This window comes from Micromonospora sp. (assembly GCF_048594385.1).
Taxonomy (GTDB): Bacteria; Actinomycetota; Actinomycetes; order Mycobacteriales; family Micromonosporaceae; genus Micromonospora; species Micromonospora wenchangensis.
Genome location: NZ_JBMDWU010000534.1, coordinates 1 through 13,189 on the forward strand (window position 1 = coordinate 1; position 13,189 = coordinate 13,189).

At 71.7% G+C, this 13,189-nt stretch carries 11 protein-coding genes and 1 pseudogene; 4 read left to right on the forward strand and 8 right to left on the reverse strand.

Annotation, left to right across the window (positions count from 1 at the left end):
- Positions 1-608 (forward strand): annotated as a pseudogene (locus tag ACOJTC_RS28180) (AAA family ATPase); the annotation flags it as partial.
- Complete coding sequence (locus tag ACOJTC_RS28185) at positions 605-1,855, forward strand: DUF2201 family putative metallopeptidase (RefSeq protein WP_420119150.1); 1,251 nt, start codon at positions 605-607, stop codon at positions 1,853-1,855. The pseudogene ACOJTC_RS28180 and the gene ACOJTC_RS28185, both read left to right, overlap by 4 nt.
- A gap of 58 nt (positions 1,856-1,913) precedes the next feature.
- On the opposite strand, the gene ACOJTC_RS28190 is transcribed toward ACOJTC_RS28185, so the two are convergent.
- The 4 genes from ACOJTC_RS28190 to ACOJTC_RS28205 form a co-directional block, all read right to left on the reverse strand.
- On the reverse strand, positions 1,914-2,321 hold the full coding sequence (locus ACOJTC_RS28190; RefSeq protein WP_420119151.1) for an arsenate reductase ArsC: 408 nt from the start codon (positions 2,319-2,321) through the stop codon (positions 1,914-1,916).
- A gap of 177 nt (positions 2,322-2,498) precedes the next feature.
- Positions 2,499-3,242 carry an MIP/aquaporin family protein gene (locus tag ACOJTC_RS28195; RefSeq protein WP_420119152.1) on the reverse strand — a complete coding sequence of 248 codons (744 nt, stop codon included), beginning with the start codon at positions 3,240-3,242 and terminating at the stop codon, positions 2,499-2,501.
- Positions 3,239-3,994, reverse strand: coding sequence for a helix-turn-helix domain-containing protein (locus ACOJTC_RS28200; protein ID WP_420119153.1), 756 nt, complete (start codon positions 3,992-3,994; stop codon positions 3,239-3,241). Before ACOJTC_RS28200 ends, ACOJTC_RS28195 begins: the two co-directional genes overlap by 4 nt.
- A gap of 136 nt (positions 3,995-4,130) precedes the next feature.
- Entirely contained in the window at positions 4,131-4,505 is a 375-nt protein-coding gene (locus ACOJTC_RS28205) for an ArsR/SmtB family transcription factor (protein ID WP_420119154.1), read from the reverse strand.
- 85 nt (positions 4,506-4,590) lie between these two features.
- On the opposite strand from ACOJTC_RS28205, the gene ACOJTC_RS28210 reads away from it, so the two are divergent.
- Both ACOJTC_RS28210 and ACOJTC_RS28215 read left to right on the forward strand, forming a co-directional pair.
- A complete protein-coding gene (locus ACOJTC_RS28210; protein WP_420119181.1) occupies positions 4,591-5,127 on the forward strand; it encodes a GNAT family N-acetyltransferase in 537 nt (178 codons plus the stop codon).
- A gap of 75 nt (positions 5,128-5,202) precedes the next feature.
- Positions 5,203-6,606, forward strand: a complete 1,404-nt coding sequence (locus ACOJTC_RS28215; RefSeq protein ID WP_420119155.1) for an FAD-dependent oxidoreductase — start codon at positions 5,203-5,205, stop codon at positions 6,604-6,606.
- 169 nt (positions 6,607-6,775) lie between these two features.
- Here ACOJTC_RS28215 and ACOJTC_RS28220 read toward each other — a convergent pair whose 3' ends face one another.
- From ACOJTC_RS28220 to ACOJTC_RS28235, 4 genes are all read right to left on the reverse strand, one after another.
- Positions 6,776-7,225 carry a MerR family transcriptional regulator gene (locus ACOJTC_RS28220; protein ID WP_420119156.1) on the reverse strand — a complete coding sequence of 150 codons (450 nt, stop codon included), beginning with the start codon at positions 7,223-7,225 and terminating at the stop codon, positions 6,776-6,778.
- Entirely contained in the window at positions 7,225-8,724 is a 1,500-nt protein-coding gene (locus ACOJTC_RS28225) for a SulP family inorganic anion transporter (RefSeq protein WP_420119157.1), read from the reverse strand. Before ACOJTC_RS28225 ends, ACOJTC_RS28220 begins: the two co-directional genes overlap by 1 nt.
- Before the next feature lie 265 nt (positions 8,725-8,989).
- Positions 8,990-10,915, reverse strand: a complete 1,926-nt coding sequence (locus ACOJTC_RS28230; RefSeq protein WP_420119158.1) for an alpha-L-fucosidase — start codon at positions 10,913-10,915, stop codon at positions 8,990-8,992.
- A gap of 44 nt (positions 10,916-10,959) precedes the next feature.
- Positions 10,960-12,429 carry an arabinofuranosidase catalytic domain-containing protein gene (locus ACOJTC_RS28235; RefSeq protein ID WP_420119159.1) on the reverse strand — a complete coding sequence of 490 codons (1,470 nt, stop codon included), beginning with the start codon at positions 12,427-12,429 and terminating at the stop codon, positions 10,960-10,962.
- Positions 12,430-13,189: the final 760 nt, after the last annotated feature.

Here is a 13,189-nt window from a genome sequence, read left to right on the forward strand (position 1 = left end):
CCCGGCTCGACCCGCAGCGGCTGCCGGACGCCGTCGCCTTCGCCCGTCGCGCGGTGTGCGTGCTCCTGGCGGCCCGCCCGGCGCTGGTGCACCGGCTCCCGACCAGTGAGGCCGGTCGTGGCGGCCCGTGGCCGTCGCCCCGCAGCTGGGAGATGACCCTTCGCCTGATCGCTTTCGCCACCGCCGCCGACACCTCCCGGGAGGTCCTGTCGATGCTGGTCAGGGGCACCGTGGGCGACGGCCCGGGACTGGAGCTGCTGGCCAGCCTGGACCGGATGGATCTTCCTGACCCCGAGGTGCTGCTGGCCGACCCGGGGGCCGCCGTCCTGCCCGAGCGCGGCGACCTGCGCCAGGCCGTGCTGGACGGTGTGGTGGAGGCGGTCCGCCGGCACCCTGAGCGGTCCCGTTGGGAGGCGGCCTGGACGCTGCTGGCCCAGGCGCTGGAGACGGGGCCTGCGGACCTGGTGGTCGTCCCCGCGTCCACCCTCGCCCGGCTGCGCCGCGAGGACTGGGAGGTGCCCGCATCGATCGAGCGGCTCACCGGGGTGGTGGCCCTGTCCCGTCGGGCCGACCAGGTGGCGGCCCGGGTCGCGGGGGTCGGCCGGTGACACCCGGACAGGTCGGCACGCTCGACCGGGACAAGCTCCTCACCGCCCGGCTGCACGCTGTCCGGGTTCGGCCCTACCTGGCGGTGGCGCTGTTCGCCCTGCACGTCGTCGAGTCCCGGCGCGTGCCGACGATGGCGGTGGACCAGCACTGGCGATGTTACGTCTCGCCGGTGTTCGTGGACCGCACCCCGGTGGAGGAACTCGCCGGAGTGTGGGTGCACGAGGTGTCGCACCTGCTCCGTGACCACCACGGGCGCAGCGACCGGGTCGCGCGGGAACGCGGGCTGACCGGGCCGGGGGAGCGGCTGCGGATGAACATCGCCGCGGACTGCGAGATCAACGACGATGTCTTCGGCGACGGGCTGGCCCGCCCCGACGGCGCCGTCGGACCCGGCGACCTGCTGCTGCCCGAGGGGCAGCTGATGGAGGACTACCTGCGGCAGTTCCGGCTCGGACCGCGTACCCAGCAGTTGGCATGGCTCGACTGCGGCAGCGGCGCCGACGGCCGGCAGCGGGAATGGGACCTCGGACCCGACGGCGCGCACGCACTCAGCCCACAGGAACGCGACGTGGTGCGGTTCCGGGTGGCGCAAGGCATCACCGCCCCACCAGGAAACCTGCCCCGGAGCTGGCGACGGTGGGCGGAGCAGGCGTTCCATCCACCGCAGCCGTGGCGGGAGCTGCTCGCAGCCGCGGTCCGCTCGGTGGTCACCGCGCCCGGCGTCGGTGAGGACTACACCTACGGTCGACAGTCGAGGCGTTCGGCAGGGGTACCCGGCGTCGTCCTACCCGCGCTGCGACGCAGACCCCCACGGGTCTGCGTCGTCATCGACACCTCCGGCTCGGTCAGCGACGCCGAACTGGGCAGCGCGCTGCTCGAGGTGGCCGCGATCGCCCGGGCCGTCGGCGGTCGGCGCGACCTGGTCACCGTGCTGCCGTGCGACGCGGCGGCCGACGTTGTACGCCCCCTGTGCCGCATCGAGGACATCCCGCTGCTCGGCGGTGGCGGTACGGATCTGCGCGCGGGTTTCGCCCGTGCGCTGCGGGACAGGCCGTGCCCCGACGTCGTCGTCGTGTTGACCGACGGGCAGACACCCTGGCCGTCCTCGCGGCCGCCCTGCCGCACCGTGGTCGGGTTGTTTCCCCGGGCCACCGGGTGGAGCGAGGACGATCCTGACTACGTGCCGGACGCGCCACCCGAGTGGGCGCGCGTGGTCACCATCGGGTCTGCTCCTGCCGGTCGGTGAACCCCCCAGCCAGGTCAAAGGGGTAACGGGGCTCCGGCGGGCGGCGTCGAGGGTGACGTCAGACGGTCGGGCGCAGCTCGTCGAGGAGCTGCTCCACGCGGGCGCGGATGTCGTCGCGGATCGGCCGGACGGCCTCGACGCCCTTGCCGGCCGGGTCGTCGAGCTTCCAGTCCTCGTACCGCTTGCCGGGGAAGACCGGGCAGGCGTCGCCGCAGCCCATGGTGACGATCACGTCCGAGGACTCGGCCGTGGCGTACTCGAGGAGCTTGGGGGTCTGGTCGGTGAGGTCGATGCCGACCTCCCGCATCGCCTCGACGGCGGCGGGGTTGACGGTCGCGGCGGGTGCGGAGCCGGCGGAGCGGACCTGGACGGTGTCGCCGGCGAGGTGGCGCAGCCAGCCGGCGGCCATCTGGGAACGGCCGGCGTTGTGGACGCAGACGAACAGGACGCTGGGCTTGTCACTCATGGGGTGCCTTCCAGGCGGTACGGGTCGCGGGTCCGGTTGACCAGCACGTCGTTGAGCTGGACGAACGGGCGAGGGTCGGGGGTGTCGTTGCGGTCGGGCGTCGGGGGCCCGGGTCGTGGCGGAGGTCGAACAGCCTGGGCGGGAGTTCGGCCGCGCCGGTGCCGTGCGGGCGCCGCGTCACGAGCGGTGGTTGACGGTGGCGTCCGCGTCGGTGGGGACGACGACCTGGTCGGCGGCGGCACCGGCATCGGGATAGAGGGCGGCGAGCAGGCCGACACCGACCGCGAGGCCGACGAGCTGGGCCACGACGAAGCCGGGCAGGGAGGTGGGGGCGATGCCGGCGAAGGTGTCGGTGAACGCCCGGCCGATGGTGACGGCGGGGTTGGCGAACGAGGTCGACGAGGTGAACCAGTAGGCGGCGCCGATGTAGGCGCCGACGGCGGCGGGGGCGACGGGTCCGCGGCCGGACCGGGCGAGGGCGAAGATCAGCAGGATCAGGCCGGCGGTGGCGACGACCTCGCCGAGCCACAGGTGGGCGGCGGCGCGGTCCCTGCCGGAGAGGTCGACGGCGGCGAGGTCGAACATCAGGTTCGCCAGCACCGACCCGGCGATCGCGCCGAGCACCTGCGCCGTCACGTAGCCGCCGAGGTCGCGTGCAGTGTGGCCGGTGCCGGCGCGGCGACCGAGGAACCAGTCGGCGGCGGAGACGACCGGGTTGAAGTGCGCGCCGGAGACCGGCCCGAACATGAGGATCAGCGCGGCGAGCGCGAACGCGGTGGCGATCGAGTTCTCCAGCAGCTGCAGGCCGACGTCGTCCGGGGAGAGGGTGGCGGCCATGATGCCGGAGCCGACCACGGCGGTGACCAGTGCGGCGGTGCCGGTGAACTCGGCCAGCAGGCGCCGCCACAGGGTGGGGGTCATCGGTCTGTTGTCTCCCATGGTGTTGCTGTCCGGGATGCTCGGGCAGGGTGGTTGTCGGTCGGTGGGGACGTGCAGGTCGTCGGGGTGACGGCGGGGGCGACCCGGTCGACGCGGGCGGCGAGGTCGGCGAACGCGGCCTCGAACGCCTCGTCGGTGTCGACGCGGACCGGGTCGGGCACCGACCAGTGCAGGCGGGGGCGGACGGGTCCGGTGAGGTCTTCGTGGGCGTTGTCGCACACGGCGATGAGCAGGTCGTCGTCGTGGACGACGTCGGTGACGTGGGCGGTGGCGGTGGGGTCCAGACGCAGCCCGTGCCGGCCGGCGACGGCCACGGCGCGCGGATGCACCCGGGAGGCCGGTTGCGTGCCGGCGGACGCGGCCGGGTTGTGGGTGCGGTCGTGCCAGAGCGCGGCGGCGAGCTGGGAGCGGGCGGAGTTGCGGGTGCAGACGAACACCACCCGGCCGACACCGGTCAGCGGCGGCGGGGCGAGCACGGCGAGGGCTTCCGGCCGCAGCCGCAGGTAGGTGCGCCGCCTGTCGCCCTCGGAGCGGCCCTTGACCACCAGGCCGGCGTCGGTGAGGACCTTGACGTGGTGGGCGACGAGGTTGGTGGGTAGGCCGAGGGTGTGGGCGATCTCCCCGGGCGCGGCGTCGCCCAGGGTGAGCGCGTCCACGATCGCCAACCGCGCCGGGTCCCCGAGTGCGGCATGGATCCGCGCCCGCCCTGCCAGAGAATCAAGCTCAACGTTCATTGACTCAACCATAGCTGAGCTATCGGAGGTGGGTAAAGAGTGGTCCCCGGGACGTGGTCGTCCGGGTGTCACATCATCGGCTGACCGGAGCGTCCGGCCTGCCCGCCTGGACCCGCCCGACGGGGCGGGCGCGTCGCTACGGGCCGGCGGGCTCGACGCGGAGCAGGGACGCCAACTGGCGCAGGACGCCGGGCCGGGCCCGGTAGTAGACCCAGGTGCCGCGCCGTTCGGCGTCGACCAGGCCGGCCTCGCGCAGCGTCCGCAGGTGGTGGGAGATCGTCGGGCCGGTCAGGTCGAACGCCGGCGTGAGGTCGCAGACGCACGCCTCTCCGCCCTCGGCGGAGGCGATCATCGACATCAACTGCAGGCGTACCGGGTCGCCGAGCGCCTTGAACGCCGCCGCGAGAGCCCCGGCCGCCTCCGCGGGCACCCGCCGCTGCGCAAGCGGCGCACAGCACGAGGTCGCCGCGTTCAGGTCGATGGCGACGAGCGACGCCGGCTGCTTAGACATTGCTCTAGGTTGACATCCTTCTAATCACCGTGCAACTCTCTGATTCGACGGGCGTCGAGACAGAATCGGGTGGGGACGCATGATCATGACGGCTGGCGGCAGTGGCGACCCCACCGGCCCGGCGGGGCGCGCGGGTGTCACCGTACGGCCGATGACCGCCGCCGCCGCCGATGCGGTCCTGGCGATCTACCAGGCCGGGCTCGACGCGGGAAACGCCAGCTTCGAGACCACGGCGCCACCCTGGGCGGACTTCGACGCCGCGCGGCTGCCCGCGCACCGCTTCGTGGCCGTGGCTGACGGCGTCGTCGTCGGCTGGATCGCGGCGTCGCCGACCTCCGCCCGGGCGGTCTACGCCGGGGTCGTCGAACACTCCGTCTACGTGCACCCCGCCGCCCGGGGGCGCGGCGCCGGCCGGCGGCTGCTCGACGCGCTCGTCGCCTCCACCGAGGCCGCCGGGATCTGGACCATCCAGTCCGGTGTCTTTCCTGAGAACACCGCCAGCCTGGCCCTGCACGAGCGGGCCGGCTTCCGGGTCGTCGGCGTCCGCGAACGCGTCGGCCGCCACCACGGCCGATGGCGCGACGTGGTCCTGATCGAGCGCCGCAGCACCACCGTCGCCTGACCCGTTCCCGGCCCCGGACACCCGGGCCCGCACACCTTTTTGATTCGACCATTATCGATGCAGCGGAGTTGCCTGATGAGCACCCTGGACACCCTTCCGGTCGTGGTGATCGGCGCCGGCCCCGTCGGTCTGGCCGCCGCCGCCCACCTGCACGAGCGCGGCCTGCCGTTCCTCGTACTCGAAGCCGGTGACACCGTCGGCGCGGCGGTACGCCAGTGGGGCCACGTGCGGATCTTCTCCCCCTGGCGGTACGACATCGACCCCGCCGCCCGGCGGCTGCTCGACGACGCCGGCTGGGTCGCCCCCGACCTCGACGCCCTGCCCACCGGCACCGAACTGGCCACCGACTACCTCCAGCCCCTCGCCGAGCTGCCGCAGCTCAAGCCGCACCTGCGCTACGACGCCCGGGTCGAGGCGATCAGCCGGCTCGGCCTGGACCGGCTGCGCACCGCCGGCCGCGACACCACGCCCTTCCTCATCCGTCTCGCCGACGGCCAGGAGGTGCTCGCCCGCGCGGTCATCGACGCCTCCGGCACCTGGGGCAACCCGAACGTCCTCGGCGCGTCCGGCCTGCCCGCCCGCGGTGAGACCGACGCCGCCGCATACCTGGAACATGCCCTGCCCGACGTGCTCGGCACCGACCGCGACCGGTTCGCCGGCCGGCACACCCTCGTCGTCGGCGCCGGTCACTCCGCCGCCAACACCCTGCTCTCCCTGGCCGAACTCGCCGCCGAGCAACCGGGCACCGAGGTGACCTGGGCGATCCGCACCACCTCACCGGCGCGCACCTACGGCGGCGGCGACGCCGACGCCCTTCCCGCCCGCGGGGCGCTGGGCTCCCGGCTGCGGGCGCATGTCGACGCCGGCCGAATCCGGTTGCTCACCGGCTTCTCCGTGCACGCCCTCACCCCCGCCGACGGCCGGGTGACCGTCGTGGTGCGCCACCGCGACGGCAGCGAGGAGATGGTCACCGTGGACCGCATCGTCGCCGCCACCGGCTTCCGCCCCGACCACACCATCGCCGCCGAACTGCGCCTGGACCTCGACCCGGTCATGGGCGCCACCCGCGCCCTCGCCCCGCTCATCGACCCCAACGAGCACTCCTGCGGCACCGTCCCCCAGCACGGCGTCGACGAACTCGCCCACCCCGAGGTCGGCTACTACGCCGTCGGCATGAAGTCCTACGGCCGCGCGCCGACGTTCCTGATGGCGACCGGCTACGAGCAGGTCCGCTCCGTCGTCGCCGCCCTCGCCGGCGACTGGACCGCCGCCCGCGACGTCCAGCTCGACCTCCCCGAAACCGGCGTGTGCAACAGCAACCCCGACGACTCCGCCACCGGCGACAGCTGCTGCGGACCCGAACCGGTGGGACGCGGGTTGGCCACCGGCACCACCGGCGGGCTGCTGACCGCGCCGCTGAGCCTCGTCACCCTCGACGCCGCCCGCCCCGACCCGCTGGCGGGCTGCTGCGGCTGCTGAACCCCCCCCCCACGACGGGGCCCGCCGACCCCCACGCCGGGCACCGTCGTGGGGGTGGATCGCCGCCCCTCGCGTGTCTGTCCGTAACGGGCATCGCAGGGGTGCCGCACCGCCACCGTCGCGCCTGTGTGCTGTCGATGACACCACCGGCCATGACGGTGTCCCGGCCTCAACCGGTCGAACCGCCGTGGTGGTCGAGTCTGTCGTGGAGCGTGTCGGCGAAGCCTTCGGCCATGGCGAGTTGGTCGCGCAGCGTGGTGACGCGGGCGGTGGCGGCGGTGTGGAACATGCCGAGCCGGTCGAGCAGGTCGGCGCGGTCGTTGCCGGTGGCGGAGTCGAGGGCGTCGAGGACGGCGAGCAGCTCGCGCATCTCGTCGAGGCTGAAGCCGAGGGGTTTCATCCGTTTGACCACGGCGAGGCGGCCGAGGTCAGGTTCGGTGTAGAGGCGGAAGCCGCCCTCGCTGCGGGCGGAGGGCACGATCAGGCCGGCCTCCTCGTAGTGGCGGATGGTCCGGATGCTCAGCCCGACCCGCTCCGCTGCCTCGCCGATCTGCATGAGGCGGCCGGTGGCCGGGCCGCAGGGGTGCTGCGGCCCGGTGTCCCGGCTGGTGGCGGCCATCAGTGGCCGACGCCGAGTTGCCCGGCGAGAGTGTCGTGGATGCGGGCGCTGGGCTTGTTGAGTTCGATGATCTCGACGGTCTTGCCCCGGGTGGCGTACCTGGTGGTGATGGCGTCGAGGGCGGCGACGGAGGAGGCGTCCCAGACGTGGGCGTGGGTCATGTCGATGACCACGGTGTCGGGGTCGTTCGCGTAGTCGAACCGGCCGACGAGGTCGTTGCTGGAGGCGAAGAACAGCTCCCCGTGCACAAAGTAGACCCGGGTGGTGCCGTCGGGGTCGAGGACGCTGGTGACCTCGACCAGGTGGGCGACCCGGCGGGCGAAGACCACCATGGCGGTGAGGACACCGACGACGACGCCGATGGCCAGGTTGTGGGTGGCCAGGGTGGTCACCACGGTGGCCAGCATGACGGTCGTCTCGCCGTACGGCATCCGCTTGAGCGTCCTCGGCGCGACGGAGTGCCAGTCGAAGGTCGACACCGCCACGATGATCATCACCGCGACGAGGGCAGCCATCGGGATGACGGCGACCACGTCGCCGAGCGCGACGACGAGGACCAGCAGGAACACGCCGGCCAGGAAGGTCGACAAGCGGGTCCGGGCACCGGACGCCTTCACGTTGATCATCGTCTGGCCGATCATGGCGCAACCGCCCATGCCACCGAAGAAGCCGGTGACGATGTTGGCCACACCCTGGCCCCAGGACTCGCGGGTCTTGTTGGAGTGCGTGTCGGTGATGTCGTCGACCAGCTTCGCGGTCATCAGCGACTCCATCAGCCCGACCAGCGCGATGCCCAGGGCGTAGGGGGCGATCAGGGTGAGGGTGTCCATGGTCCAGGGGATCTGCGGCAGGCCGAGGGTGGGCAGGCTGTCCGGCAGGGCACCCTCGTCGCCGACGGTCGGCACCGCGATGCTGGCGACGACGGTTGTCAGGGTCAGCACCACGATGGCGACCAGCGGCGCCGGGACGGCGCGGGTGAGCCGGGGCAACCCGACCATGATCGCCAGCGCGACGGCGACGAGGGGATAGACCAGCCACGGTACGCCGAGCAGGTGCGGAACCTGGGCGGCGAAGATCAGGATCGCCAGGGCGTTGACGAAACCCACCATGACGCTGCGCGGGATGAACCGCATCAGCTTCGCCACCCCGAGCACCGCCAGCAGGATCTGGATCGCGCCGCCGAGGATCACCGCCGCGATCAGGTGGTCCAGCCCGTGCTCCTTCGCCAGCGGCGCGACCACGAGGGCGATCGCGCCGGTCGCGGCGGAGATCATCGCCGGCCGGCCACCGCAGATCGCGATCGTGACCGCCATCGTGAATGACGCGAACAGCCCCACCCGGGGGTCGACCCCGGCCAGGATCGAGAAGGAGATCGCCTCCGGGATCAACGCGAGGGCGACGACCAGTCCGGCGAGGACCTCGGTGCGGAACACCTTCGGCGACAGCCAGGACGGACGGGACAGACGCGGCCGGACGACCGCGGACAGCACAGGAGACATACAGCCATTTCCACTCGGGCGTCTCGCGGACGCGCGCAACCCCAGCGCCGGGGCGCAGCCCGTTCACCGATCAGCGACAGCCGGATCGGCCACCGAACCTACTCTCTCGTCAGGGGAGAGTTGGTCGAACGTGGTGGTCGTCACCCGGATCGCGGTCGTGCTGCCCGACCCCACCGGTGGCGGACGGCGGGCGCGGGGAGCCCCGGGGGGGCCGGCCCGAAAGATCGGTACCGGCCCCACCGGGGTGGGTCTCCGGCGTCCGGGCCTAGCTGGTGGTGCAGGTGATGCTGGCCGGCGGGTTGTTGCTGCCGTTCCAGGTCGCGGTGAAACCGAACGTGGTGGAGGCGCCCGCGGCGAGCGCGCCGTTGTAGGCGACGTTGGAGACCGTCACGTTCGCCCCGCTCTGGGTGTGGCTGCCGTTCCAGATCTGGTTGATCACCTGGCCGTTGGGGAAGGTCCAGGACACCTTCCACCCGTTGATCGGCGTCGCCCCGGCGGTGACGGTGACGTCGGCCTGGAAGCCACCGGACCAGGAGTTGGTGATGGTGTACTTCGCCGTCGCCTGGCCTGCCGGCGGCGCGGTGGTGCCGGTCGGCGTCGGGGTCGGCGTCGCGGTGGGGGTGGGAGGCGGCGTCGCGGTGGGGGTCGCGCCGACGAAGGTCAGCTTGACCACGTACGCGAGTGCACTGTACGGCGCGTTCGCCGACGGCATGGCGATGCGCAGGCCGGACCCGTCCTGGGTGGGCCGGGGCAGGTTGATGTACGTGCCGGCGGTGGAGCCGAGCAGTTGCACACCGGTCAGGTTGCCCAGGTTCACCCGGCCCGACGTCATCGTCGAGATGGTCAGGGTGCTGCCCGGCCAGCCCAGCACTGTCGCGTACAGGACGGTGTTGTTCTTGTTGCGGGTGAACCGGATGTCCCGGTTGGTGCCCGCGCGCGGCGTGACGAACGAGCCGCCGCCCATCTGGGTGGGGCCCTCGCCGTAGACGGACCAGGCCCGGGTGCCGTAGATCGACTCGCCGAACCGCTTGAGGTGGTCGCCGATACCCCGCAGGATCGTCTGTTGCCCGGACGGGATGACGCCGTCGGCCGTCGGCGCGACGTTGAGGACCATGGTGCCGTTCTTGCTGACCCGGTCGATCAACGCGTGCAGCAGGGCGGTGGTCGAGTAGTAGCCGATGCCCTGGGTGTAGCACCAGCTGCTGCTGGAGACGCTGTCGTCGGTGAGCCAGTAGGGGGACTGGATGCCCGCCGGGCCGCCGCGCTCGAAGTCGTAGACCTCACCGCGGTTGTTGAACCCGTCCTTGTAGGTGACCACCACGTCCCGGTTCCACGCGACAGCCTTGTTGTAGTAGTACGCCAGGAAGTCCAGTCGCCGTGCCTCGTCGATCCGGCCCAGGTAGAGGTCCTGCCAGATGAGGTCGGGCTGGTAGCCGTCGATGACCTCCCGCAGCTTGTCGGTCCACAGTTGCTGCTCGGTGGCGTTGTCGAGCTGACCGTAGAGCTTGCGCAGGGTGGTGCTGGACTGCTGCGGCACGTACTGGTAGTAGCCGCCGAAGTTCCACTGGTGGTGCAGCGAGACGAACAGCTTGAGACCCTTGGCGCGGATGGCGTCGGCGTGCAGCCGCAGCAGGTCCAGCTTCGGGCCGGTGGCCACGGAGTTCCACTCGTTGACCCTGCTGTTCCACATCGAGTAGCCGTCGTGGTGTTCGGCCACCGGACCGGCGAACTTCGCCCCGGCGTCGACGAACAACTGGGCCCACTCGTTGGGGTCCCAGTTGCCACCGGCGGACTTGAGCTTCGGCGCGAACTGCACCCAGTTGCCCGCCTTGTCGCGGGCCCCGTTGATGAAGTTGTGGTACGGCCAGGCGGCCGGATCGCCGTACACGCTCTTGTGATGGTTGTTCTCGTACGAGCCGTTGTTGTACATGTTGCGCGGGTACCACTCGTTGCCGAACGCGGGGACGGCGAACGCCCCCCAGTGGTAGTAGATGCCGAACTTGCCGTCCTGGAACCACTCGGCGGCCGGTGGGTGCTGGTCGACAGACGCCCAGGTCGGCGTGTAGCTCTGCGGGCCGGCGGTGGCCAGGGCGTTACGGGCGCCGAGTAGACCGGTCGCGGCGATGACGCCCGTGGCGCCACCTGCGACGAGCAGGCCGCGGCGGGTCAGCCGCAGGGATGACGAGGACATGAGGGGTCTCCTTGGGTGACGGTGGTGGTGTGGCGGAGACCAGGTCACCGGTAGCCGGCGGCGACGATGTTGGCCTGGACGGCGTTCTCCGTGGCGTCGGTGGGGTAGCCGGCGGTCATCACGCCCTCGTAGAAGGTGCCGGCGGCGCCGTGGCTGTTGTCGCCGCCGATGCCGAGGATGATCGCGCCTTCCTTCTTCATCGGGTTGTAGCCCGCGACGTTGGGCCGTGCGCCGTTGTAGAAGGTCGACAGGCTGCCGGACTGGGCGTTGCCGCCCCGGATGGCCCAGTGGTTGGGCTCGCCCTTGATGATCGCGGTGAGGTAGCGGTGGCTGATGCTGGGGTCGTTGGCGTTGTACTTCTGGTTGACCCCGGAGAAGAGGCCGTTCTCCAGGTCGGCCATGATCCAGGGGCCGTTGCCGGCGCCGTAGCCCCAGACCTTGTTGTTGCCGAAGTAGATGGCCTCCATGGTGCCGTTGCCGTTGTCCCGGCTGTTGGTCTCGGCATTGCCGTAGTCGAAGCAGCAGCCGCCGTTGTAGTGGGTGCCGTCGAGGATGGCGTACATGCCTTCCGGCTGGTCGCCCTTGGCGATGCCGTCGGTGGTGTTGTTCCGGTAGCCGGTGCCCGGGGCGACGAACACCCCGTACGCCTTCTGGCCGTTGAGCGTGGTGGGGGCGGCGGTGGCGTTGGCGAGGTTGTCGTATCCGCCGGGCGCGGGACCGGGGAAGCCGCCGGGGGGCGCCTGGGTGAGGTGGTTACCGCGGCCGCTCTGGTCGTAGATGATGGTGATCAGGCAGGTGGTGTTGGCGCAGAAGGTGTCCTGGGCGGCGGCGTTGGCGACTCCGCCGGCGGTCAGCGGGGTGATGGTGCGGGTGGTGTTGTCCGAGGCCCGGCGGACCTGGTAGAGGTTGCCGGTGTACGCGGCGTACAGGGCCCGGGTGGTGCTGTGCGCGGCCACGCAGGGGGTGTTGCCGGCGGCGTAGAGGTCACAGGGCAGCCGGGTGCCCGGCGGCGGCGTGGTGGGTGGGGGCGTGGTCGGCGGCGGGGTGGTGGGTGGCGGCGTCGTGGGTGGCGGGGTGGTCGGGGTGACACCGCCGGTGCAGGTCGTGCCGTTCAGCGTGAACGTGGTGGGTGCCGGGTTGCTGCCGGTCGCCGCGCCGTTGAAGCCGAACGAGGTGCTGCCTCCGGTGGGGATGCTGCCGTTGTAGGACACGTTGGTGACGGCGACCTGGCCGCCCGACTGGGTGTAGGAGCCGTTCCAGAGCTGGGTGACGGTCTGGCCGGCGTCGAAGCTCCAGGTGAGCCGCCAACTGGTGACCGGGTCACCCAGGTTGGTGATGGTGACGCCCGCGCCGAAGCCGCCGGGCCACTGTGAACTGACCGTGTAGGTGACCTGGCAGCCGGCGGCCGCCGCGGACGCCTGCGGCGTCCCGACCGTGCCGCTGCCGATCAGCACCAGCGTGGCCAGGGCCGCGACCGGCCCCGACGCTCGACGCCAGACGGTGCCACGTTTCATGGAGTCCTCCAGATGTGGACGAGAGTTCACGGGCCCGCTCGGGTGGGCCCATTCGTTACGCCGCCTGTCGGGCCCGAACTCCGGCAGACGGGAGGTGACGGTGCGGCCCGGTGAGTCCGTTGGCCGGTGCCGTCGGGGCTGGTGGCCCGGACGCCGGGGCGCTGACCAGCCGAATCGGCGGCAGAGGGCGGGACCCAGCTGCTGCACTGAGGAGCAAGTTAACGTTCACATCAGAGCGTGTCAATGGTTGTGTCGACAGTGCCCCATCCCCGCCCCGGTTGCCTGAGGTGGCCTGCGACGGCTTCCTCACCAGGGGAAAGAGCGGGGGATCGGTGTTGGGTCCGCGAGCCGATCAGGTGAAGTCGACAGGTGTTGCGGACGATGAGGGCGGCGTGTCGGCGGTGGCTCGGACGGGCGAATCCGGCTCATCGGGGTGCCCGACGCGCTCCGGGGTGGGCCAGGAGCGCCTCTGCGGGCCGGTTTATCGCCGTCGGGCAGCTCCGGAGCGCTCTGGCATCCCGCATTAATCCGAAACTGTTAACGTAAACATCCACCGGGCGGCTGGCTGGCCCGCAGGCAGGCTCGGTCACGTATCAGCAGGTGAAGCTGCATGGCGACGTCTCCGGCGATGCGGGTTCTGCGGCGGTCGTGGTCGAAGATCGAGGGTTCAGAAGTTTCGAGGAATCTGGTGTCACATCTTGACGAACGGCATATCCATCCACGAGAGTCCATATAGGCGGCACCGCGTGCGATCGGCGGC

What these genes read in the sequence shown, in the direction of transcription:
- ACOJTC_RS28190 (WP_420119151.1), bottom strand. Translation starts at nt 2,321, where the DNA reads ATGAGTGACAAGCCCAGCGTCCTGTTCGTCTGCGTCCACAACGCCGGC.
- ACOJTC_RS28195 (WP_420119152.1), bottom strand. Translation starts at nt 3,242, where the DNA reads ATGACCCCCACCCTGTGGCGGCGCCTGCTGGCCGAGTTCACCGGCACC.
- ACOJTC_RS28200 (WP_420119153.1), bottom strand. Translation starts at nt 3,994, where the DNA reads ATGAACGTTGAGCTTGATTCTCTGGCAGGGCGGGCGCGGATCCATGCC.
- ACOJTC_RS28205 (WP_420119154.1), bottom strand. Translation starts at nt 4,505, where the DNA reads ATGTCTAAGCAGCCGGCGTCGCTCGTCGCCATCGACCTGAACGCGGCG.
- ACOJTC_RS28210 (WP_420119181.1), top strand. Translation starts at nt 4,591, where the DNA reads ATGACGGCTGGCGGCAGTGGCGACCCCACCGGCCCGGCGGGGCGCGCG.
- ACOJTC_RS28215 (WP_420119155.1), top strand. Translation starts at nt 5,203, where the DNA reads ATGAGCACCCTGGACACCCTTCCGGTCGTGGTGATCGGCGCCGGCCCC.
- ACOJTC_RS28220 (WP_420119156.1), bottom strand. Translation starts at nt 7,225, where the DNA reads ATGGCCGCCACCAGCCGGGACACCGGGCCGCAGCACCCCTGCGGCCCG.
- ACOJTC_RS28225 (WP_420119157.1), bottom strand. Translation starts at nt 8,724, where the DNA reads ATGTCTCCTGTGCTGTCCGCGGTCGTCCGGCCGCGTCTGTCCCGTCCG.
- ACOJTC_RS28230 (WP_420119158.1), bottom strand. Translation starts at nt 10,915, where the DNA reads ATGTCCTCGTCATCCCTGCGGCTGACCCGCCGCGGCCTGCTCGTCGCA.
- ACOJTC_RS28235 (WP_420119159.1), bottom strand. Translation starts at nt 12,429, where the DNA reads ATGAAACGTGGCACCGTCTGGCGTCGAGCGTCGGGGCCGGTCGCGGCC.